This window comes from Vagococcus sp. 211 (assembly GCF_056322705.1).
Genome location: NZ_CM150475.1, coordinates 504,677 through 527,523, shown reverse-complemented (window position 1 = coordinate 527,523; position 22,847 = coordinate 504,677). Strand labels below are relative to the sequence as shown.

The following is a 22,847-nucleotide window of genomic DNA, read 5'->3' as shown; positions in this document are numbered from 1 at the left end:
GAATAATGAAAAAACAACTAACATACTCCGCTGCAACAGTACTAGTAGCCCTTGGCTTTTCAAGCTTAGGCCAACTCATCTCAACAAAACAGGTGTCATGGACCTTACTATCTGATCATTCTTTCTTAATCGGGTTACTTTTTTTAATCATAGGAACGACCATTTTGGTCTTATCCTCAGGCTTCTTTGATTTATTTCAAAAGAACATGAAAAAATTAATTCGATTAAGAAGAAACAATGAACCTAGAGACTTTATACCACTATCACAAGTATTCCAAAAGCATCCAACTTACTGGTTTATTGTTGGGATTACCCTTGTTATCATTAGCTTTATTACTTCTTTCATTCCCTGATATAAAAAACCTATAACGTTTGTTATAGGTTTTTTCATACCCTTCTTTTAAAGAAGAGATTAAAAACCTTCTGTTTCAAATACAAGGTTGTTTTAATCTCTCTTCCAACTTGTTTAACTATTTAACTTTGTAAGCCCACTTGTAATCGTATTGTGCTCCTGCAGCATGTGTTACCACGCCTTCAATATCAGCCGTTCTTAAATGAGCTTCTGTCGATTGAATCAATGGGATAATCCCTTTTTCTTCAATGATAATTTTCTCAGCGGCAATCATGTTATCCCAACGTTTTTCTGGATCGTTAGAATTTTCTGTTCTTGCTGCTTTGGCATTTTTATCGTATTCAGGATTAGAGTATTGTCCTCGGTTATAAGAGTTTCCTGTTTCGAACAAATCAATGAATGAACTTGGATCTGGATAATCCGCAATCCATCCGCTTAATACTGTACTGAAATCTCCTTTATTAGAACGTTCTAGACGCACAGAGAATGGTACAGGACTTAAGTTAACTTTTAATCCATCCAACTCTTCTTCTAATGACCCTTGTAAATACTCAATCATTTTTTTCGTATCATCATTATCTGACGCTAAAATATCAAGTTCAATTTTATCTTTACCTAAGGCTTTTTTACCTTTTTCCCAATGTTCTTTGGCTTTTTTACTGTCATAAGAAACATCATTTCCTGCTTCTTCAGAGAAGTCTTTACCGCTTGCTGGTCCTTTGTTCATATCAGCCGGAACTAACCCACCTGATGCAAGAGAACCATCTGCAAGAATTTGATTCACTAAAGAATCACGATCAATAGCATAAGAAATCGCTTGACGGATGTCTTCGTTTTTGAATGGTGAATCTTCGTCGAATTGATTCAACTCTAAGTAACGAGACGATGCTTTTTTCTCAACAATGAACTCTGGATCATCCGCTTTTTGTTGTGCTAACTCTCCTGTTAATTGAACGTCTTCTAACTTCCCATCTTCGTACAGGTTAAGAGCTGTAGAATCTTCTTTAACAACACTCACGTTAATACGTTCTAACTGAACAGTCTCTTTGTCCCAGTACTCATCATTCTTAACGTACGCCCATTCAGTATCTGTTCCTGGTCCATCAAAGTCTGCTAAAACGAAAGGACCATTATAAACGGCTTTATCACTTGCCGTTGTGTACTCTTTGCCGTATTTTTCAACAATGTCTTGTCTTTGTGGCATAAAAGTTGTAAATGATAATAAGTAGTCAAAGTAAGGGGTTGGTTTTTCTAGCGTAATCTCTAGCTCATAATCACTGATTGCTTTAATTCCTAACTCTTCTACTTTTTTATCCCCCGCTGTAATTTCAGCTGCATTTTTTACTGGTTCATGTAGGTAGGCATACTCAGAAGCTGTTTCTGGGTCCACCGTACGTTGCCAACCGTAAACATAATCTTTAGCTGTTACAGGTTCTCCATCTGACCATTTGGCATCTTCACGTAATTTTACTTTGTATACTAGACCATCTTCACTAATTTCTGCTTTTTCAGTGGCTCCTGCAGGCTCTGGCTCTTGGCTTTCACCTAGACGATAGATTCCCTCATACACATTGTTCAGTGCAACAGAACCAATCACATCTGTATTCAGCGATAAATCTGCAGAAGGCATCTCTTGCTTCACACTTACATTAAATACTTGCTCAACCGCACCAGAATCTCCGCCATCTTTACCGGCATCCTTGTCAGCTTTGTCATTGTTGCCACATGCTGCAACTGTCAATGCTACTGTGGATAGCAAACCAACATACAACCATTTTTTTGTCTTCATAAAGCATCCCCCTAAAATTAGATATCAATTAGAATTTGATTATAAAGAATATAATATACGAAAAGTAAGAATAAAGCAAGAGAATTATTAAAAAAGAATGAGTAAACAGTTGCACAAACTTAACAAACACGAACATTCTTCTCATTTAAAACAAAAAAAGTAACCCTACTTCCATGAGTAAGGTTACTTTTTTCGTTTAAATAAGCGTCTAAAATTACTTGGAGATTGAACCATTTGTTCCTTAGTTAAATGCTTTCTCATCGCTTTTAATGCTTCTATCGCATTTGAGGTAACAAAGCTAAGCTCTTGGTTCTCTGTTGTGATAATATCAAAGCCTCTAATGTACTTACCTTTGAGGTAAACATCCGCTTTAACCAATGTGACGTTTTCCCAAGGGATTTGAATAAAGCCTACTCCACTGCTGGCGCGATACTCAATACCGACCTCTCCTACAGCTAAGACACCTGGTTTTGGTGACATTGGGTTTAAAAATGAATTTACTTTTATTGCCACATCGACTTCTTTATTCAATGATTCAACCATTTCTATGTCCTCCTAATAAAAAGATAGGGTGGTTTTATCCACCCTAATCATCTCATATTTAACCAAAAATGCCGATAACATAGCCTAAGATACCAACAACAAATAATCCGAAGATAATGGTAATTGGGCTAACTTTTTTACGTAATAACCAGATACAAAGGAATGTTAACGCTAAAGGCATTAAACCTGGAATCAATTGGTTGAACACATCACCCAGTGTTGTCACTTGCTCTGGGTTCACGTTGCTACCACTTGCAATTTGATTAATAACATCGCGAATTTGATTTTCATTCATCCCACCATTATTAGCAGATTCTACGATTGTACTAAAATCAACTAAGCTCTTAGGATCCACATCCACTTTAGATAACACCATTGGGAAATTCATGGTTGTCCAACGTGGCACAAGTACCCCCATAATGAACATCCCTAAAATAGACGCTCCTTGGGTAATTTTTTGCATAATACCGCCTGATAAATCTTGTGTAATGTTTGATCCTTGACGGTAACCCAATTCTTGTGTTCTCCATAAGAAGATCATACGAATCGCGTTCCATACGATAAAGAAGAATAACGGCCCCATCATGCTTCCGCTTAAAGCAAGAGAAGCAGCAAAGGCTCCTAATACTGGACGTAATGTTCCCCAGAAAATCGGATCACCCACACCAGCTAAAGGACCCATCATACCAATCTTAACCCCTTGAATCGCGGCATTATCGATATCAGCTCCTGCAGCTTTTTCTTCTTCTAGAGATAAAGTAACCCCTAAAATAGGTGCTGCTACATAAGGATGTGTATTGAAGAATTCTAAGTGACGTTTCAATGCTTGAGAACGGTCTTCTTCTGTTTTATATAATTTTTTCAAAGCAGGAATCATTGAATATGCCCAACCAACGTTTTGCATTCTCTCATAGTTCCATGACGCTTGAAGTAATTGACTTCTCATAAATACTGCTGTTCTATCTTTTTTGGTTAATTTAACCATATCTTTTGTTTGATTTTCCATTGTCTTATGTCCTCCTCAATTAATAGTCATTCAAAATATCGTCTAATGGGTCGCCACCTGATGTACCGCCACCATTGCCTGAACCTGCATTAAATTCAGGAGCTAATTGAATGTAAACTAATGCTAAGACGGTACCAATAATACCCATTGCGATTAAGTTTAATTCAGAAACGGCTGCTAAAGCAAAACCTAAGAAGAAGAATGGCCATAATTTTGGTGTAGCCATCATGTTAATAACCATAGCATAACCTACTGCTACGATAAAGCCACCCGCTACTGATAAACCACCTGTAATCCAGTCTGGAATACTGTTTAAAGAGTTTGTTACAACTTCTGTTGGTACAGATAAAATAAGTGCTGCAGGAATCGCTATACGTAAACCTTGTAATGATAACGCAATTAAATGATACATTTCAACGCCACGGAAAGAGCCTTCTTCCGCTTTTTTGTCAGCACCATGTGCCAAACCAACTGTTAAAGAACGAACGAAAATGGTTAACACTTGTCCAGCTACTGCTAAAGGAATCGCTAAAGCAATACCTTCTTCAATGCTTGCACCGTTAACGGTTACTAAAATAGCCGCTGCAACAGATGCTAATGCCGCATCAGGTGCCACTGCTGCCCCAATGTTCATCCAACCTAGGGCGATCATTTGTAAACTACCACCTAAAATAATACCTTCTGTGACGTTACCTGTTACTAAACCAATCAATGTACACGCGATAATCGGTTGGTGGAATTGGAATTGATCCAACACACCTTCCATACCCGCAATAAAGGCTACAATTACTATTAAAACTAATGAAAGAACTGACATGATTCTTCCTCCTTTTATCTCATTATTTTGTCATGTTTGTTTTTGCCAATAATTCCCATAAATTCTTAGAAGAATCACTTGGCACTTTGCGGACATCAAATGTTACTCCCGCATCTCTTAATGCTTCAAAAGCACGAACGTCGGCTTCATTCACAGATAATACATTGTTTACCATTATTTTACCTTCTGAGTGAGCCATTGAACCAACGTTCACTTCAGGTAATTCTACGCCACCTTCGATTGCTCTCACAACATCTTGTGGGTTTTCAAATAATAGTAGGGCTTTGGTTTTTCCAAATCTTGGGTCTTCCCAAATATCAATTAATTTTTGAACTGGGATAACATTGGCTTTTACTCCTGGAGGAGCGGCTTGTGTGATTAATGTTTTACGCAAATCATCATTCGCCACACCATCACTGACCACAATGATTCTGTTAGGTGATGTTGATTTAGTCCAAGCCGTCGCCACTTGTCCGTGTAATAAACGTGAATCCACACGAGCTAGGACAACAGAAATACGACCGTCTCCTGTTAATGGTAACTCTTCTTTTGTTTCTTGTTTTGCTACAGATACCACAGGCTCTAACGCTTCAGGACGAACCTTGATTCCATCACGACCCGTTGTTAGAATTTGTTCTGCAATTTTATGAGATGACTCCACTGATAAACGAGCAGCATATGCTTCAATCAACATAGGTAAATTTAAACCACTGACAATGGCCCATTTATCTTTGTTTGCTTCAAATAATGTGTTCGCTTGATTGAAAGGTGTTCCTCCCCACAAATCAACTAAAAATAGCACTTCTTCTGTTCCTTCAAATGATTGAACAGCCTCTTCTAATTTTCGTTTCACATCATCCGGGCCTTCGCTCGGCATTAATGTTACTGCAGCGACATTTTCTTGTTCGCCAAAAATCATGGCTCCTGACTGAAGAATTCCTTCAGCGAATTGGCCATGGCTAGCTAGTACAATACCTACCATTTTGTTTTCCTCCTATATCTTCCGTAACTAATTTTTTAAATTAGTCGCTCTTTTTTTAACAGTTGCATCAAGTCAACGGGAGTATCAGCAATGACTTTCCTGATCTCAATATCGATGCCTTGTTGATGTAAAAAGACAAAATCACAAATATCCTCTTCATTCACAGCGACTGCATTGGTTATCATTTTTTTACCCATGCAATAACTCATACTACCTACATTAATAGAAGGAATCTTCATTCCACTCATTACCACGCGTTTTACGTCTTTTGGATTAGTAAATAATAGCATGGTTCTAAAATCATCCGTAAACCGTGGGTCTTGTAAAATAGCAATCATCTTTGACACTGGGATAACATTCACTTTAACCTCTGGTGGGGCTGCTTGTGTGAGTAATAATTTTCTCATCTCATCTTTGGCTACCTCATCACTGACAACTAAGATACGATTAATTTTTGCATGCTTCGTCCAAACAGTGGCTACTTGACCATGAATTAATCGATCATCTATTCGAACTAGGCGAATGTCCATATTGGCGTTCCTCCTCTCATAACGAATCCACCGACATAGCAACACTTTATTATAAGCAATTACCGTGCCAACTTTTATAAAGCTTGTAATACTACGCTTTATAAGCAAAAAAAGATACACTCATTTAGTGTATCTTTTTGGACAACTTACTGTATTATTTTAATTTCTCATTTTCTATGATACTCAGTATGTAAAATACTTCATTCGAAGATAAGCATAATTGCAAGGTTTGATTCAATTGATTCACTAACTCTTCTAATTCTATAAACGCCTGTGTTCCTTGTTTTTCTTTTAATTCGGATGCTATAACGTCTAAGCTATCTCCCTTTAATTCCCGTTCAATAGCACCTGCCATATGCATGGTAAGGTTCACAAAAAACAACGGATTGGTCTCTAGCTTAAAGTGTCTTGTTACTTTTTCAGCAAACAACCATAAAGGCGCTAAGACTTTGTGAGGATTAATAAAGGTAAAACTATCCGTCATATACTTTTGACACATCTCTCGGCCATTATCCATCGTAAACTCTTTAGAAGACGCTTCGTATTGATGGGTAATTAGCTGCTCAATTACTCGGTCCCCGTCATTAGAAAACAAGACATCCATCGGAATAAAAGGCACCTCTAACTCCGGGTCTTTAATTCCCGTTGTAGCAATTAAAGAATACTGCTCTTGGATCGCTTTAATGTCTTTAGATAATTCAATAATCGATACAGGAAATACCGTAATATCTGTTTCAAAATGAAGACTTAAATACTGATCTATCAACTCTTTCATTCGTTGTGCTGTTCCTTTTCCTGAGGCACAAATAGCCACAATAGCCTTAGGTAGATGGTTAGAAGGTAGGACTTCCTTAGGCGTTTCCTTAACAAATGTATACCCTCTAAAACTCATCATGGATTCGTATAAATCCGTTAGGTTCGCTTCTAAAGAGCTGGATTTTCTAGCTGCTTCTAATACCGTGGCAGTGGTAACCATATCCAGTACTTTAATAGGGATTCGCGTGTTTTTCTCAATATCATCTGCTACCGTGCCAAGAGAGCCCATATCGACTAAAAGCATCACCCCACTACCTTCATTAACGGATACAACCTCGTCTTGAATCAATTTAAACGCCTCTTTAGGCTCCATATCTAAAGGCATATCTACTGCTTTTATGTTGTCTACTTGAAGTAAATGGGTGGCCACTTGCACCATACTTGTGGCCGTACTATTACCATGAGCGGCAACCACTATACCTATCCGTCCCTCCGCTTTATTTTCTCGGAGAGATATCAATAAGACTGCTAGATAATGCACTTCTTCTTCCGGCACTTGAATGCTATGTCGCTCTTCTATCAAAGCCTTAAAGGATTCTGCTACTCTGAGCTCTGCCCCGTAATGCTCTACCATGCGTTTAATATTATCATTGTCATCTTGATACGTTAATTTCCCTTCAGCCACACGAGATAAAAAAGAGCTTAAATGTAACCCAATCGCATACAAGAAATTAGACTGAAACTCATACCCCAATAATTCTTTGGCTTGATCATACATTAACCGTGTCGTGGCTAGTGTGTGACTGTCAATAATTTCTGACAACTTACTTTCCGTATCAAATGTAAAGCCATGATTACGATAAAAAGATTTCAAATGAACGTTGATATCTGTCAATATGAAGTGATTAATCGCTTCTTGACTCAACCCATCTTCTTTTAGCACAGCCGCCTTATCCCCAATAATTTCATATAAATTATAGGGTAACTCATAGGAATCTTGTTCAAAGGTTACAAAGGTATCATTCGGTGAAATCACCATTTGCGGAGAGAGTTGTTGGGACAACTCCGTTAACACGTCCCGATTATTAGCCAAATGGATTAGCCCTTCTTTAATAGAAGGATTTAGATCTTCTAAACCAATATGTAATTCTTCTTGGTCCATAAAATTCAAAAAGGACTGTGCCGTCACTAGTTGAACGTTGGATTTAAGTTGCCCAACATTTCCATAAGACACACTACCTATCAACGCTTTGACAACATCTTCAGATAAGATGATTTTTCGTTGAATGCGTTTGGATTCCATGGTCATCATTAGACGTAGCAAATCTATTTTTTCCTTCGCTGTCCGGGTTTCAAAATTAGGCAATTGAATCGTAATAGGAATACGGCGCATAAAAGTGTTAAGCAAACTAGAGGAGGTATCCTCTGTGGTGGCACAAATAATCCGGACATTGGCTTTATGACTCTTAGTTGTCTCGCCAAGTTTTGCATACGTGCCGTTATCCATAAAGTAAAACACCATCTCTTGACCTTCTGGTGGCAACCGATGAACCTCATCTAAGAATAAAAAACTATCATTTGCTAAGCTGATTAATCCTTCTTTTTCTTCGTCAGCTCCTGTAAAAGCCCCCTTAGCATGCCCAAACAAATGGCTCATCAACAGTTCCGGGTTGCTGGCATAATCTGCACAGTTAAAGACAATCATCTCTTTATCTGGTTCAACCACATGGTGCTGTTTGGCAAACTGAAACATGGTATGTGCAAAATACGTTTTACCAGATCCTGTGGGACCAATGATTAAACAATTCAGCCCTCGTGGTGGGTATAAAATAGAGGCCTTGGCTTGTTCAACAGAGTTTTTCATACTAGCCGTGGTACCAATGACTTGATTAAAGATGTCCTCATTCATTAAGCCAACATCCGATAACATCGTTCCTGTTTTTCTTTTAGGATCCCTAGTGTCTGTTTGTTCGCGGTAACTTTCCACATACTTAGATAAGGGTTTGTGTCGAAACACTGATTTACAAATATATCTCACAGGTCTCCCAGGTAGTTTATCAATCACACCTTCTCTAACCAACTCATTTAAATCTTTGCTCGCATTGCTGCGTTGAATACCTAGTCTTTCAGCGACTTCTTTTGTGGTAACACCTGACTCTACGGTTAAATCTTCTTCGTCTAAACCTTCTGAAATAGTCTTCACTAACTTATATACTTCTTCAATGCGTTTCATCTGTTCCTCCTCAAAAGAATACACTAGTTTTTCTGTATCTATAGTGTATCACGAGTGTATCTATTTGAACATAAAAAAATAAAGACAAAATACCGATTAAGGTTACTTTGCCTTCTTTTAATTCTTTTTATTTAACTAAAGTAACTAATATGTGTCGTTATCTCTGTATCGCTAACTATCTGGTTCGTACCATTTTCTAAGAATACTCTAAAGCTCATAACTTGTTCTCCCTGATTAACATAAAGTTCCACAAAACTATTATCTACAAACAAGGACAAGACAGGTGAGAGTGTTTTATCTTTTAACAATAAATGGCGCTGCTCTCCTTGCTCCCTATCAATTGGCTGCTTCAAAGAACTTCGGTCAATAGTTATCTGTCCTAAAGTTTGATTGTAGCATAGGGACCAATAATCCTCTTCCCTCCCAAAACGTAGCAAGGTACTCTCGTCTAACCTTGTTTCAAGTAAAAAAGTCCGATCCGATACATCAATGCGTTTACCCATTGTTATCTTATCTTTCTTATAACGTTCAAGGAGGCTTTGTACAGGATAGCGGTACAAGCGATTCTCTTTTAGCGTCATTTTTTGAGGCATGGTTAACCCGTGTTTCCACCCTTCGTCATCAATAGGATACACTTGTTCGCCACAACCAAACCAGCCCATTGTCAACGGTTCTTGTTTTTCTCCTAGGAAGGATTGTGGCGCATAATAATCAAAACCTGCGTCTAATTCATCCATTTCGTCAATATGAAATACCCTCTTTGAAAGGTCTAGATTACCGACTAAATAAATAGAGGCAAATCGGTTATGATAACGAAGCTCCTCTCGTTCATACCCCATAGGAGACAGGAATAAAACATCTTTCTCCCCAATTCTTACCATACTTGGACATTCCAACATATACCCTCTTGGTATAGCCACTTCAATCGGACCTAAATACGCCCAATCAAGTAAATCATCACTTTGATACAGCAACAGCTCTCCAACATCTCCAAAACCTGTTCCCACACCATCAGTAAAGCTACCCCCACCTAACAACATATAAAAATGATCGTGACGTTTAAAGACAAACGGATCTCGCAATTCTTGACTAAACCCTTCTGGAGCCCCATCAATGATTGGGTTCTTATGGTGTTTAACGATGTTCCCCTTTTGATCCATAATAGCAAGAGCTTGCTTCGCTTTTTTACCAGTATCTGTTTTATAGTTGGCTGTATAAAAGAGATACAATTGACCTTCATGTTCTATAGCATTTCCCGAATAAGCCCCATTTTTTTCGTACTCCTGATCCGGAATAAGTCCGTAACCTTGATCAGAAAAATCAACCAAATCAGAGGAAGCAGCATGTCCCCAGTGCTTCATGCCATGACTCGCTCCAAAAGGGTACCACTGATAAAACACATGATATTCCCCATTAAAATAACTCAGCCCATTCGGGTCATTCATCAGTCCTGTTTTAGGATAAAGATGATGCTTTGGTAAGTACAAACTCTTTTTCACTCTTTTTTCTAACGCTCCTAAGTAGCTGTCATAACGCGTATCATAGTGCGTGTATTTTTCAATTGTTTCCATCATTATCCCCCAATCTGTTGCTTCCTATGATAAGGTCGCCCCTTTACCTATTTCAGCACCTGGGACACCTTTCGTATGATTCCATGCAAACAAAATAATAATAGGCAAGACAAAGGCTAACAAATTACCAATAACATAAAACACTAATGTGGGCGGATTAGAAATCGTTAAGCCCGGTAATACCGTCAACGCAAAGCCATTTGCTTTAACATCAAATACTTTCATAAACGCCCCACCGATACCAGCCGAAAAGGAAGCCGCAAAGAACGGAATCATAGAATCTCTCATATTTACCGCAAAGATCGCTGGTTCTGAAATACCTACAAGAGTTGGAATAAAACTAGACATCGCCACTTCACGACGCTTCGAGTTTTTCTTAGCCAATAAAAACATCCCTATTGCTGCTCCCCCTTGTGCAATAATCGAGACAGACCATAAAGGTTGAATGTAATTATAGCCCGTTGTCGCCACTAATTGTGCTTCAATTCCTTGAATCGCATGTTGTGTCCCTGTAACAGTAAGAGGTTGAAGAAGTGCCGCAAAGACAAAAGCCCCAAACACCCCGCCTTTGTTATAAAGCAAATCAATCACCCATCCCAAACCATCACCTATGGCATTACCTAAGGGACCAAAAACTAGAAATAGAGATAAAGAAGACACCATAATCGTGACTGTTGGCACTAAAATAAAACTCAACGTTTGAGGCGCTGTTTTTTTAACAAAGGTTTCCACCTTAGCTAAAAACCACGCCGTTAAAATAGCGGGGAACACCCCACCTTGAAAAGCGACTTCAGGAATATTAAAACCAAGTGCCGTCCAGTAAGATAGACTTTCATAATTTCCAGATAAAAAGACATTTCGGTCCATTAATTGAGGCGTTACCATCGCAAACCCCACAACCAGACCTAAAACTGGGTTACCTCCAAATCGCTTCGTCGCTGAATACATCACAAGAACAGGTAAATAAGCGAAAGTAGTGGCAATGACTTCAAAAAATCTAGCTAAATCCGTTGCCCATAACCAATTGTCCGCCATAGAACCACCTAAAAAACCAAACTGTGTGGTTAACAGAGCTCGTAAACCTAGAATCATCGCCGCTCCTACAAAGGCTGGTATGATGGGAACAAAAATATCTGAAAAGATTTTAAAGGATTGTTGTAGCTTGTTTTGTTTTTTTGTTCCCTCTTGCTTCACGTCTTGCAAAGAAGATTCGGCAATCCCTGCTTCCTCTTGGAAAGCTTGAAACACCTTCTCTACAGTCCCAGGTCCAAAAATAATTTGCAATTGGCCACTGTTAAAAAAGACCCCTTTAGCCCCTTCAATTCCTTCTAATTCTTCTTTATCATAAGCATCTGAATCTTTTAATATTAGTCTTAGTCGCGTCACACAATGCGCAGCATTTTCAATGTTCTCTTTGCCACCTATGGCAACAATGACTTCTTGAGCAATTCTTTTATAATCCAATGTGGTCACCTCTTCTTTTTGGAACGTTCCAATTATATAGTAAAAAAATAAAACGTTCGTTTATGTACTTTTATTATAAACAGAACGTTTAGAAATTGCAAGAACAATTTATTTGGTTGTGTAGGCCGCTTCAAAAGTTGGCCGTAAGATGTGTTTGTTTTGTTTCCCTCGTGGCCTTTTTTCTAACTGTAATAATTCTTGAATCCCTATCTCAGCGATTTTATCCACTGGCTGACGAATAGAGGAAACTAATAATTCAGCATGGTAAGACGCTTTCGTTCCATCAAAACCAATAATTTGAACCTCTTCAGGAACCTTAATTCCTAAACCTTGAAGAGTACTCCAACAATACTGAGCGTATCGATCTGTGGCAGCAAAAATACCATCGTAAGGAATGCCATCTTGATACAAATCCGTCACTCGCTGTTTTAATCTTTCTTTAAAGTGGAGACCATCCCCTGTATCAATCAATACATCAAATTCAATCTGGTGTTGATGACAGTAACTTTTGAAGCCGTTAACTCTCTCGGTTAATCCCAAGTTGTTGTCGATATCTCTCATTAGCATTAGAAGTTTAGTCGCACCTCGGTCACTTAATTCCTTCGCCGCAAGTTCCCCGCCTATAAAATTATCACTGGTGACAAAAGGGACCGTTTCATCAAAATAACGTTCAATGGAAACAATGGGTAAATCTGAGGTAACATAAGGCTCAATATCGCTATAAGAAACCGTAATAATGCCTCTCACTTTTTGTTCTTTAGCCATTTGAATGTATTCTATTTCCTGCTGGTAGTCGTCTTCTGAGTTGCAAAGAATTAATTTTAATCCCGATTTTTTTAAGCCTCTTTCCAAATAAAATGCCAGCTCAGAAAAGAAGGGATTCCAAATAGTCGGAACAATCAATACAACTAGATCGCTTTGCTGGGTCTTTAATAATCGCCCCGCTAAATTAGGAACATAATCTAATTCCTTAATCGCAGCTTCTACTTTAACTCGCGTACTTTCTTTGACCTTTACACCATTCACATAATTAGATACGGTGCCACGAGAGACTCCTGCTAGTTTTGCCACATCGTTCATATCTGCCATACACTAGACCTCCTCTGCTTTAACTTTCTTTCAAATGCCCTTTTTCTCTTGAATAGCTCATGAATCGTTCCATTTTTTGTCGTTTGTTACACTTTATATCATGAATTTCTTCCTCTGTTATTTTAGGTAATACCTTTAATGCCTCAAGCTCTTCCATGACTGCCACGAGTTGATAGTACTCAATAAGCACCTCATCTGCATTGGTCATATCTGGCCTATCTGGGTGATGATCCAAAAAACCAAACCTTATGCCTTTAGCTAAAGCTTGTTGCATCTCTGAACATTCTTCCATAGCAACAACGGTGACATACTCTTCTTTTTCCACATTGATCTCCTCCATGTTCATTTATCTTACCATAGTTCATGGGACTTGCAATAAAAAAACTCAAAGGAGCTAGACTCTATCATCTAACCCCTTTGAGACATACTGACACTTTTTATTTGACAAATTTTGCTGATTCTTCCCCTGCATGGCGACCAAAGACAATGATGTCTCCAACTGAGTTACCACCAATACGGTTATTTCCATGTAATCCACCTGTCACTTCACCAGCTGCATACAAACCAGGAATAGCTTTGCCTTCTTTGTCCACTACTTCTGTGTTGGCATTAATTTTAATACCACCCATTGTATAGTGAATACCTGGTGCAATTTTAATCGCATAGAATGATGCTTTTTCTAAACCGTTATCCATTCCTGTTTCACGGTTAAATGCTTCGTCTTTTTTATCTTTAACTGCTGTGTTCCAAGTTGCCATTGTTTCTACTAACGTTGCTTCGTCCATGTCCAATTCTTTTGCTAATCCTTCAATAGTATCTGATTTTTTAACAAATCCTTGGGTTTCGTAGAAGTTAATTGCTTTAACTCTCTCTTTTACGCCTTCATCAAACACAAGGTACGCTGATTTTTCTTCTAAGCCATCAATGGCTGCTGATACATTATCACGTGTATCTAATTCATTCACAAAACGTTTGCCTTCTTGTGATACTAAGATACCACCTTCACCACGTACCGCTTCACCAATTAACATGCCATTGTCTTGTTGAACCGTTGGATGAATTTGGATTTGGTTCATATCCACTGCTTGACCACCAAGCGCTTCAATCATTTTAATGCCATCCCCTGTACTACCTTCTTGGTTCGTTGTTACATAACCTTTTAATTCAGGTTTTTCTTTTTCAAGCATTTCAGGGTTAGCACCATAACCACCTGTTGTCACAACGACTGCTTTTGATGCTACCTCTTTTTCTTCTCCAGCAACGGTTACTTTAACCCCGCTCACAGCGCCATCTTTTTCCTGAATTTCTGTTACATCTGAGTTAACAAAAACAGGAATCTCACGTTCGTGAACGTTTCGAAGTAAACCATACACTAAGTATTCCCCGACAGCTGAGCCATCTTCTGGACGGTGAGTTCTCTTTTCACTCATACCACCTAAGATGGTTAAGTTGTTCAAACGAATATCCATATCGTCTAACCAATCAATCGCTGACGCTGAATGATCAACATAGTAGCGTAATAAGTCTTTATCGTTGGTATCATGACCACCCTTTAAGGTTTCTTCAAAGAATTTATCATTAGAATCTTCAATGCCTTCTTCTTTTTGGAATTTCGTTTCAGATGCGTTCATTCCACTAGATGCTTTCATTGTATTCCCACCAGCCACAGGCATTTTCTCAAAGATGACCGGATTTTTACCTTCTTCTTTGGCTTGGATAGCCGCAGACATTCCTGCACCACCAGCTCCTACAATAATAACATCATAGGCCTCTTTTAATTCTTTTGGATCCGTGTATTCTTGTTGTGACGCACCTGTTGCCACATCACTTGTTGTTGCCTCTGTCTCACTTTCAGACGATTCACTCACTTTACCCGTGTTCCCTCCACAGGCTGACAATAAAAACAAGACTGATAAGCTTGTTGCAATTGATTTCATCCATTTCTTCTTCATCTAACATCCTCCTAAATAATTTGTGCATTTAGTAACAATCATATATAAATCCTATACCTAATCTCGATATCTTGCAACTATAATATGATATTTTTTTCACAATATTAAAAAATTTTAATCTAATATCAGCAAAAAAAGAGGCAAATCTTTCGATTCGCCTCTGCTTTTTATTCTTTGCTTTGTTTCACAATCTCAACAATCGTTGCTGCTGCGGTCTCCATGGCTTCTAAGGTAATAAATTCATACTGACCATGGAAATTCTCTCCACCTGTAAAAATATTAGGCGTTGGAATGCCCATATATGAAATCTTCGACCCGTCTGTTCCACCTCTAAAGGGGGTAATAATTGGCTCAATGTTTAGAGCTTTCATAGCCTTCACTGCCACATCAACAGAACGCATGTCTTTCTCGATAATGTCCTTCATATTATAGTACTGATCTTTTAGTTCAATCGTGACACGCTCTCGGTCATACAGTCCGTTAACCTCTTCTACAATCGACACCAATCGCTCTTTTCTCGCCTCAAATATCTCTTTGTCATGGTCTCTGATAATGTACACCATCTCTGCATAATCGATGCTGCCTGTCAGATTATGTAGTAAATAAAACCCTTCATATTCCCGAGTTCTCTCGGGTACCTCTTCTTCTGGCAAACGCTCGTCAATGTGTCTGGCTACTTTTAGAGCATTTACCATCATGCCATAAGCTGTACCAGGATGGACACTTGTGCCCTGAATACTAAGGGTTGCTTGAGCCGCATTGAAGGTTTCGTATTCAAAATGCCCAATACGACCACTATCAATGGTATAAGCATAATCAACCGGAAAAGCAGGGGCATCAAAATGATCTGCTCCCTGACCAATCTCTTCATCGGGACCAAAGGCAATCCAGATATCCCCATGAGCTTCGTCTGGATGAGCTAAAAAGTAGTCAATGGCTTCCAAAATTTCAACAATCCCTGCCTTATCATCTGCTCCCAGTAAGGTTGTACCATCTGTTGTAATCAAAGTTTGGCCCACATAATCTTTTAAATTCGGGAACTCTGATACGGTCATATGAATATCTAGTGCTTTGTTTAAGCAAACATCTTCCCCGTCATAATCTGGAAACACCTGTGGATCAATAGTCTCAGCCGCATAATCAGCCGTATCCAGATGAGCAATAAAACCAATGGGTGGAAAATTCTCTTCTGTATTTTTAGGTAACACAGCCGTTAAAAAACCGTTTCCTTCATTATAATGAATCTGACTCAAATTTAATCGTTCTAATTCCTTTTGAAGAAGCTTAGCAAATACGACTTGCCCTGGCGTTGTCGGAATCGTAAGACTTTTTTCATCTGACCGGGTGTTTAATTTAGCATAGGTTATAAATCGTTCTAACATTTGACTCATTTTGTCATCTCCTATTGTTTTAATTCCGCATTTCTCAGGTTAAAATAGCCACCATATAACGGGTATTCAATCCCCTCAATCTGCTCGTTGACTAAGTAATTAGACGCTCCTTGGTACACAGGAACTTGGGCAACGTTTTCTTCTAATACAATTCTTTCCGCTTCTTGGTATTTGTTAAAAACCTCATCCGGATTATTAGCCTCTTTCGTCTTAGCATCCAACACTAGTGTGTCATACTCTTTATTATTAAAGTTACCATAGTTATAAGCCGATTGACTAGCATATAAATTAAAGTAAGAATCTAGCTCACTACTTCCTGCAATCCAACCTGATAAAGATAATTCGTAGTTTTTATCACGACGGGCTTGGTTGACGTTATTAGAAGGTTGTTGATTCACACTGATACTTAACCCCTCTAAGTTTTCTTCTAATTGGCTTTGAATGTACTCTGCGACTTTTTTACCTTGCTCTGTATCCGCTGCTAATAAAGAGAGTGTGATAGTGTCACCTAACGCTTCTTGTGCTTTTTTGAAACTTTCTTTGGCTTTCTTTAAATCATGCGTCAGATAGTCTCCTGAATAAGCTCTAAAATCTTCCCCTGTCTCAGGATGTTTGTATAAGTTTCTTGGAACTAGCCCGTTTAAGGCTTTTGCTCCATCGTTTAACACATTGTCCGCCAAAGACTCCTTATCAATGGCTAAAGCAATCGCTCGGCGTAAATCAAGGTTGGCTAAAGGAGAACCTTTTTCTTGATTGAAATCAAGAAAGCTATTAGCCACATCATTAAACGTCACATAACCTGGGTCTTCTTTGTACTGTGCCACGTATTGGCCACTGATACGAACCAAGTCTAATTCCTTGCTCTCATATAAGTTGATGCCTGTGACTTCTTCTTTTAAGGTTTGCACAGCAACCTCTTCTAAGACTACCTCCTTCGCGTCATAGTAAGCGTCATTTTTCTTCAATGTCCAGTTATCACTTGTCCCGTCCCAATCAGCTAAAACAAAAGGACCGTTATAAACTAGAGTATCGCTATTAGTCGCAAATTCTTTTCCTTGCTCCTTAACAAAAGATTCTAACTGAGGTGCTAGCCAACCAATCGACACCACGGATAAAAAGGACGGTTGTGCGTGATCCAATGTGACAATAAAGTGATTGTCTTCTGTTACCTCTAACCCTATTTCCTCAATGTCCTTTTGACCTTCTCGAATGGCCTGACTATTTGTCACACTATCCAACAAATAAGCATTGGGTCCTTGTGTTTCTGGGTTAACTAGACGTTTCCATGAATAATCAAAGTCTTTTGCTGTTAAAGCTTCTCCATTACTCCACTTCGCGTCCTCTCTTATTTTAAAATCATAGACCAAACCATCTTCACTTACTGTAACACTCTCCGCTGTTCCAGGTATCGGTTGTGACTCTTCATCAAATCTCATCAACCCTTCAAATAAGTGCTGCACCGTAGTAAAGGTGTTTTTATCTGTTGTTTGTGTGGTATCTAAAGTAGAAATGGGAGCAGGTGAACTGATAGTGATAGATTGACTCACCTTAGCCGTTTCCTCTTTTTCTGTGCTTGTACTTGTTGTTTCTCCTTGTCCACATGATGTTAATACCAGTGCCAGTGCTGCGAACCCTACAACCCATTTTATTTTTTTCATACTACTCCTCTTTCTGTCATTCCGTCATGTATCAAAAAAAGTCTCCGTCCCTTTAATAAAGGACGAAGACTTTGGCTTCGCTATACCACCTTTTAAGTGCACTGAGTCATCCGGTACTAACATACCTTTGTGCTGTAACAGGCACTCCTGTATAGGTTTAAAACCATTCAACCTATCTGTTCAAAGGCCATTTTCATTTAGCGCTCCATTATCTCTTTTCACCAACCGAGACTCTCTAAAAATATCGCGAAAAATTACTTTCCTTTTCAATACATTTCGTTTTGACGTGTTATTTGATTAATGAGAATATTATCATTAATACTAATATTCGTCAAGTTATTTTATCATCTTTTTTTAATCTTTTTTTCATTTAGTATAAAAAACCCTCCATCCTAACAAAAAAGGACAGAGGGGAAAAAGGCATTATTCAGTCATCTCTAAGAATTTATAATCATAAGAAGCTCCTGCACTATGAGCGATATAATTCTTCATTCCAGGATTTCTTAAGTGACCCTCTACAACTTGGTACACAGGAATCAAGGCGTAATCTTCTCCTAATAATACTTCTTCAGCATCTAGGAAGTTTTGCCATCTTTCTGTTGGTTTCGTTGCATTGTCAAACTTAGATTGTTTAATCAAATCATCGTATTTTTCACTTGAGTATTTTCCTTTATTGTAGCTACCATCTGTGACAAATAAGTCTAAGAATGAACTCACATCATTGTAGTCAGCACCCCAACCACCTAATACCATTTCAAAGTCTCCAGCACTAGTACGTTGTAAACGGATAGGTTTAGTGACAGCCGTTACCGTTGTCTCAATGCCTAATGTGTCTTTAAAGGCCCCTTGAATGTACTCAGCAATTTTTTTCGTTGAGTCATTATCATCCGTTAAAATATCAAAAGTTACTTTATCAACTTTCAATTCTTTTAAGGCTGCTTCGTAAAATTCTTTTGCTTTCTCTGGATCGTACTCTTTGTAATCTTTTGATTCCTCAGCAAAATCTTCTCCCGTATCCGGATTCGTTGCTAGTTGTCCTGGTACTAGTCCTGTTGCGATTTTAGAACCATCGCCTAATACATTATTAACAACTGACTCACTATCAATAGCGTAAGAGAATGCTTTACGTAGATTCAAGTTATTAAATGGGCTTTCTTTGTCTTTACGGTTCATTTCCACATAGATGGTACGGCCATCGTTTTCACCGACAAAGTTCTCATGTTCTTTATATTGTTGTGCCAATTCACCCGTTACAATCACATCATCCAACTGACCATCTTCAAAAAGGTTAGCCGCAGTAGATGCTTCCTTCACAACAAGAGCTTGCACTTCATCAATTTTTACATTGTCTTTGTCCCAATAATCAGGGTTTTTAAGGTATTTCCACTCAATATCAGAACCTGGTCCATCAAATTCATCTAACACAAAGGCACCGTTATACACCGCATGCTCACTTGATGAAGCAAAATCCTTACCAAATTCTTCCACCGCTTTTTGATTCACTGGGAAAAATGATGGGAAAGCTAGCAATGAATTGAAATAAGGAACGGGTGTATCTAATGTGATTTTCAAATGCGTATCATCAATCGCTTCGATACCTAGTTCTTTAGGATCTTTCTTGCCTTCTAAAATCTCAGCACCATTTTTAACACTTTCAAATAAGTACCCATATTCAGCACCTGTATCTGGATTAACAACACGTTGCCAACCATAAACATAATCATGAGCTGTTACAGCATCACCATTACTCCACTTAGCATCGTCCCGTAATTCAACTTCATAAACTAAACCGTCATCACTTACTTTTGCCATATCGACAGCACCAGCTGGAACGGCTTTATTGTCTTTGTCCACACGATAAATACCTTCATAAATTTGGTTCAGTACACCAAAACTTACTTTGTCTGTAGCAATAGCTGGATCAATCGAAGAGACTTCTTGAGGAATACCAAATTTCGCTACTTGTTCTGATTTAGCACCAGAGTCTTTTCCTTTGTCTGCTTCTTGTGTTTTATCATTTGAACAAGCACCAATTAAAACCACTGTACTTACGAGTAATAGAGATTGCAACCAACGTTTTGTTTTCATATACTTCTCCCCTTTAAACTTTATAATTCATTATTCTACCTACTTTATGAGATAAAAGCAATCTTTTTATCATCTTTTTCTAATAATTTACTAATAATTATCTTATATAGGAGGTTAAAAAAACAGCCTGATAAGGACCAAGATAATAAAAGCTTACTATCTTATCTTTCTTTTTCCTCTGCCATCTGGATTCAACAGCCTTTTTACTTTTCTATCACTAATAATGAATATTATTATGTATATCATCATAAATATACATGAATATAACTAATTTACAGTTATTTATTCAAAAAAGCTTGCATATTTATTATTCTGAGCGTATAATTCAATGAAACAACTAAAAGGAGTGCAAAACATGACATCATTCTCAAAAAAAATACTTATTATCTTAACTCTTTGTTTAACAACAATCCTTGCTCCTATCACTAGCTTAGCAGCTGATGATTCAGACGCAATGATGGATAAAATCAAAGAAAAAGGAACATTAACAGTAGGAACTTCCGCTGACTATGCCCCTTATGAGTTCCACGCTAATATTGATGGAAAAGACGAAATCGTCGGTCTTGATATTGATATCGCTCAAAAAATTGCAGACGATATGGGGGTTGAACTGAAAGTCGATGAATACGGCTTTGATGCCTTAATCGGTGCCTTAAAAACAGGCAAAATCGACATGATTATTTCAGGAATGTCACCGACACCTGAACGTCTAAAAGAAGTGTCTTTCTCAGATCCTTACATGAAAGCGAAACAACAAGTCGTTGTACGTAAAGCGGATCAAGATAAATACAAAGGCATTGATTCATTACAAAATGAAAAAGTAGGAGCACAAAAGCAATCCCTACAAGAAGAATTAGCAAACGACCAACTTCATGCGGATACTGTCTTGCTTCAAAGAATTCCTGACATTATCTTGCAACTACAAAACAAAAAAATCGAAGCTGCTGTGATGGAAGGACCTGTAGCAGAAGCTTATGTTATTCAAGATCCGACATTGGCTTTAGCTGATATTGAATTTGAAGAAACAGGAAATCATACAGCCGTAGCCTTTCCTAAAGATTCTCCTGCATTTGAAGCAGCGGTTAATACATCTATTCAAGAGATTCACGATAACAACTTATTGGATGAGTACAAACAAAACGCTTCTGAAAACATGTTTAGAGAAGACTCTTTCTTTAAAAAATACGCGCCATTCTACCTTAAAGGTGCTGGATTTACTGTTCTTTTAGCTTTTATTGGGGTGTTAATGGGTAGTCTACTAGGTGCTGTGTTAGCCTTAATGAAATTATCAAAAAATAAATTATTCAAATGGATTGCTATTGTTTACATCGAATACGTTAGAGGAACGCCTTTATTGGTTCAAATCTTCTTAGTCTTCTTCGGAACAGCTGTGCTTGGTTTTGACATGAGCGCATTAGCAGCAAGTTGTTTAGCCTTATCTCTTAACAGTGGAGCCTATGTGGCTGAGATATTCCGTGCGGGTATCAACGCTGTTAACAAAGGGCAAACAGAAGCGGCACGTTCACTTGGTATGAGTGAAGGTCAAGCCATGCGTCACATTGTTATGCCACAAGCAGTCAAAAACATCTTACCAGCCCTTGGTAATGAATTTGTGACAGTTATCAAAGAATCATCTGTGGTCTCTGTTATTGGTGTATCAGAGTTAATGTTCCAAGCTGGTATTGTACAGGGCGCTAGTTTCAAACCCTTCTTACCAATTGTCATTGTATCAATGATTTACTTTGTGTTAACCTTTACCTTATCAAGAGTATTAGGTGTTGCTGAAAGGAGAATGAGTACGAATGATTAAAGTATCCAACTTAAAAAAAGCCTTCGATGACAATGAGGTCTTAAAAGGCATTGATTTAGACATCCATTCAGGAGAAGTGGTCGTTATCATTGGCCCTTCTGGAAGTGGTAAAAGTACCTTTTTACGTTGCTTAAACTTGTTAGAACAACCCACAAGTGGCAGCATCGAATTTGAAGGAAAAAACTTACTTGATAAACAAACAAACATTGACGTATTGCGTCAAAAAATGGGCATGGTTTTCCAAAATTTCAACCTATTCCCTCATAAATCTGTGCTACAAAATCTAACCATTAGTCCCGTTAAAGTCAAAAAGGAAGAGCAAGCAGCTGCAGAAAAAAAAGCGTTAGACTTACTTGACCAAGTCGGACTAAAAGACAAAGCACAACAATACCCAGCCTCTTTATCCGGAGGGCAACAACAACGTGTGGCTATCGCTCGTGCTCTTGCTATGGATCCTGATGTCATGTTATTTGATGAACCCACATCGGCCCTTGATCCAGAGATGGTTGGGGAAGTGCTAGCCGTTATGAAAGGTTTAGCTAAAAAAGGCATGACCATGGTAGTCGTCACTCATGAGATGGGCTTTGCCAAAGAAGTCGCCGACCGTGTCATCTTCATGGATGGTGGTTACATTCAAGAACAAGGAAGCCCAGAACAAATCTTTGATAACCCTCAGAATGAGAGAACACAAAGTTTCTTAAGTAAAATCTTATAACAGGAAAAAAACAGGTCTTAGGATACCCTCCTAGACCTGTTTTTTTGTTATCAAAGATTTACTTTCATTCAATATAAAATAACACTGATAAACAAAATCTA

18 protein-coding genes and 1 other annotated feature are annotated in these 22,847 nt (G+C 38.3%); of the genes, 3 read left to right on the top strand and 15 right to left on the bottom strand.

Translation table 11 applies throughout. The annotated features are described in order from the left end of the window. Window positions 1-5: 5 nt before the first annotated feature. Entirely contained in the window at window positions 6-353 is a 348-nt protein-coding gene (locus ACVWM0_RS02615; RefSeq protein ID WP_476473098.1) for a DUF3899 domain-containing protein, read from the top strand. Window positions 354-470: 117 nt separating this feature from the next. Here the strand turns inward: ACVWM0_RS02615 and ACVWM0_RS02610 are convergent, their stop codons facing one another. The 15 genes from ACVWM0_RS02610 to ACVWM0_RS02540 form a co-directional block, all read right to left on the bottom strand. Then, window positions 471-2,141, bottom strand: a complete 1,671-nt coding sequence (locus tag ACVWM0_RS02610) for a peptide ABC transporter substrate-binding protein (RefSeq protein ID WP_476473097.1) — start codon at window positions 2,139-2,141, stop codon at window positions 471-473. A gap of 183 nt (window positions 2,142-2,324) precedes the next feature. Then, window positions 2,325-2,684, bottom strand: coding sequence for a DUF956 family protein (locus tag ACVWM0_RS02605; RefSeq protein ID WP_476473096.1), 360 nt, complete (start codon window positions 2,682-2,684; stop codon window positions 2,325-2,327). A gap of 58 nt (window positions 2,685-2,742) precedes the next feature. Next, entirely contained in the window at window positions 2,743-3,690 is a 948-nt protein-coding gene (locus ACVWM0_RS02600) for a PTS system mannose/fructose/sorbose family transporter subunit IID (RefSeq protein ID WP_476473095.1), read from the bottom strand. A 19-nt stretch (window positions 3,691-3,709) separates the two neighbouring features. Next, a complete protein-coding gene (locus tag ACVWM0_RS02595; protein WP_476473094.1) occupies window positions 3,710-4,507 on the bottom strand; it encodes a PTS mannose/fructose/sorbose transporter subunit IIC in 798 nt (265 codons plus the stop codon). 22 nt (window positions 4,508-4,529) lie between these two features. Beyond that, entirely contained in the window at window positions 4,530-5,489 is a 960-nt protein-coding gene (locus ACVWM0_RS02590; RefSeq protein ID WP_476473093.1) for a mannose/fructose/sorbose PTS transporter subunit IIA, read from the bottom strand. A gap of 35 nt (window positions 5,490-5,524) precedes the next feature. Further along, entirely contained in the window at window positions 5,525-6,019 is a 495-nt protein-coding gene (locus tag ACVWM0_RS02585; protein ID WP_476473092.1) for a PTS sugar transporter subunit IIB, read from the bottom strand. Window positions 6,020-6,173: 154 nt separating this feature from the next. Further along, window positions 6,174-9,008 (bottom strand): sigma-54-dependent transcriptional regulator, encoded by a 2,835-nt coding sequence (locus tag ACVWM0_RS02580; RefSeq protein WP_476473091.1) that lies wholly within the window; start codon window positions 9,006-9,008, stop codon window positions 6,174-6,176. Window positions 9,009-9,139: 131 nt separating this feature from the next. Continuing rightward, window positions 9,140-10,582 carry a glycoside hydrolase family 32 protein gene (locus ACVWM0_RS02575; RefSeq protein ID WP_476473090.1) on the bottom strand — a complete coding sequence of 481 codons (1,443 nt, stop codon included), beginning with the start codon at window positions 10,580-10,582 and terminating at the stop codon, window positions 9,140-9,142. Between the two features lie 21 nt (window positions 10,583-10,603). Continuing rightward, complete coding sequence (locus tag ACVWM0_RS02570; protein ID WP_476473089.1) at window positions 10,604-12,043, bottom strand: PTS transporter subunit EIIC; 1,440 nt, start codon at window positions 12,041-12,043, stop codon at window positions 10,604-10,606. Between the two features lie 108 nt (window positions 12,044-12,151). Next, window positions 12,152-13,132 carry a LacI family DNA-binding transcriptional regulator gene (locus ACVWM0_RS02565; RefSeq protein ID WP_476473088.1) on the bottom strand — a complete coding sequence of 327 codons (981 nt, stop codon included), beginning with the start codon at window positions 13,130-13,132 and terminating at the stop codon, window positions 12,152-12,154. Window positions 13,133-13,151: 19 nt separating this feature from the next. After that, window positions 13,152-13,457 (bottom strand): hypothetical protein, encoded by a 306-nt coding sequence (locus ACVWM0_RS02560; RefSeq protein WP_476473087.1) that lies wholly within the window; start codon window positions 13,455-13,457, stop codon window positions 13,152-13,154. A 112-nt stretch (window positions 13,458-13,569) separates the two neighbouring features. Beyond that, window positions 13,570-15,084: a flavocytochrome c gene (locus ACVWM0_RS02555; RefSeq protein WP_476473086.1), complete on the bottom strand. Its 1,515-nt coding sequence runs from the start codon at window positions 15,082-15,084 to the stop codon at window positions 13,570-13,572. Window positions 15,085-15,251: 167 nt separating this feature from the next. Continuing rightward, window positions 15,252-16,475: a peptidase T gene (pepT, locus tag ACVWM0_RS02550; protein ID WP_476473085.1), complete on the bottom strand. Its 1,224-nt coding sequence runs from the start codon at window positions 16,473-16,475 to the stop codon at window positions 15,252-15,254. Between the two features lie 11 nt (window positions 16,476-16,486). Further along, a complete protein-coding gene (locus tag ACVWM0_RS02545) occupies window positions 16,487-18,133 on the bottom strand; it encodes a peptide ABC transporter substrate-binding protein (protein ID WP_476473084.1) in 1,647 nt (548 codons plus the stop codon). 55 nt (window positions 18,134-18,188) lie between these two features. After that, window positions 18,189-18,412 (bottom strand) — a binding site (T-box leader). 144 nt (window positions 18,413-18,556) lie between these two features. Then, window positions 18,557-20,221, bottom strand: coding sequence for a peptide ABC transporter substrate-binding protein (locus ACVWM0_RS02540; protein WP_476473083.1), 1,665 nt, complete (start codon window positions 20,219-20,221; stop codon window positions 18,557-18,559). Window positions 20,222-20,576: 355 nt separating this feature from the next. Between ACVWM0_RS02540 and ACVWM0_RS02535 the strand changes: the two genes are divergently transcribed. Together ACVWM0_RS02535 and ACVWM0_RS02530 are read left to right on the top strand one after the other, a co-directional pair. After that, window positions 20,577-22,031, top strand: coding sequence for an ABC transporter substrate-binding protein/permease (locus ACVWM0_RS02535; RefSeq protein WP_476473082.1), 1,455 nt, complete (start codon window positions 20,577-20,579; stop codon window positions 22,029-22,031). Then, window positions 22,024-22,746 carry an amino acid ABC transporter ATP-binding protein gene (locus ACVWM0_RS02530; protein WP_476473081.1) on the top strand — a complete coding sequence of 241 codons (723 nt, stop codon included), beginning with the start codon at window positions 22,024-22,026 and terminating at the stop codon, window positions 22,744-22,746. Before ACVWM0_RS02535 ends, ACVWM0_RS02530 begins: the two co-directional genes overlap by 8 nt. Window positions 22,747-22,847 lie beyond the last annotated feature (101 nt).

Bases quoted from the DNA above. Each gene is read 5' to 3' on its own strand.
- ACVWM0_RS02615 (WP_476473098.1), top strand. From the start codon at position 6: ATGAAAAAACAACTAACATACTCCGCTGCAACAGTACTAGTAGCCCTT.
- ACVWM0_RS02610 (WP_476473097.1), bottom strand. From the start codon at position 2,141: ATGAAGACAAAAAAATGGTTGTATGTTGGTTTGCTATCCACAGTAGCA.
- ACVWM0_RS02605 (WP_476473096.1), bottom strand. From the start codon at position 2,684: ATGGTTGAATCATTGAATAAAGAAGTCGATGTGGCAATAAAAGTAAAT.
- ACVWM0_RS02600 (WP_476473095.1), bottom strand. From the start codon at position 3,690: ATGGAAAATCAAACAAAAGATATGGTTAAATTAACCAAAAAAGATAGA.
- ACVWM0_RS02595 (WP_476473094.1), bottom strand. From the start codon at position 4,507: ATGTCAGTTCTTTCATTAGTTTTAATAGTAATTGTAGCCTTTATTGCG.
- ACVWM0_RS02590 (WP_476473093.1), bottom strand. From the start codon at position 5,489: ATGGTAGGTATTGTACTAGCTAGCCATGGCCAATTCGCTGAAGGAATT.
- ACVWM0_RS02585 (WP_476473092.1), bottom strand. From the start codon at position 6,019: ATGGACATTCGCCTAGTTCGAATAGATGATCGATTAATTCATGGTCAA.
- ACVWM0_RS02580 (WP_476473091.1), bottom strand. From the start codon at position 9,008: ATGAAACGCATTGAAGAAGTATATAAGTTAGTGAAGACTATTTCAGAA.
- ACVWM0_RS02575 (WP_476473090.1), bottom strand. From the start codon at position 10,582: ATGATGGAAACAATTGAAAAATACACGCACTATGATACGCGTTATGAC.
- ACVWM0_RS02565 (WP_476473088.1), bottom strand. From the start codon at position 13,132: ATGGCAGATATGAACGATGTGGCAAAACTAGCAGGAGTCTCTCGTGGC.
- ACVWM0_RS02555 (WP_476473086.1), bottom strand. From the start codon at position 15,084: ATGAAGAAGAAATGGATGAAATCAATTGCAACAAGCTTATCAGTCTTG.
- pepT (WP_476473085.1), bottom strand. From the start codon at position 16,475: ATGAGTCAAATGTTAGAACGATTTATAACCTATGCTAAATTAAACACC.
- ACVWM0_RS02545 (WP_476473084.1), bottom strand. From the start codon at position 18,133: ATGAAAAAAATAAAATGGGTTGTAGGGTTCGCAGCACTGGCACTGGTA.
- ACVWM0_RS02540 (WP_476473083.1), bottom strand. From the start codon at position 20,221: ATGAAAACAAAACGTTGGTTGCAATCTCTATTACTCGTAAGTACAGTG.
- ACVWM0_RS02535 (WP_476473082.1), top strand. From the start codon at position 20,577: ATGACATCATTCTCAAAAAAAATACTTATTATCTTAACTCTTTGTTTA.
- ACVWM0_RS02530 (WP_476473081.1), top strand. From the start codon at position 22,024: ATGATTAAAGTATCCAACTTAAAAAAAGCCTTCGATGACAATGAGGTC.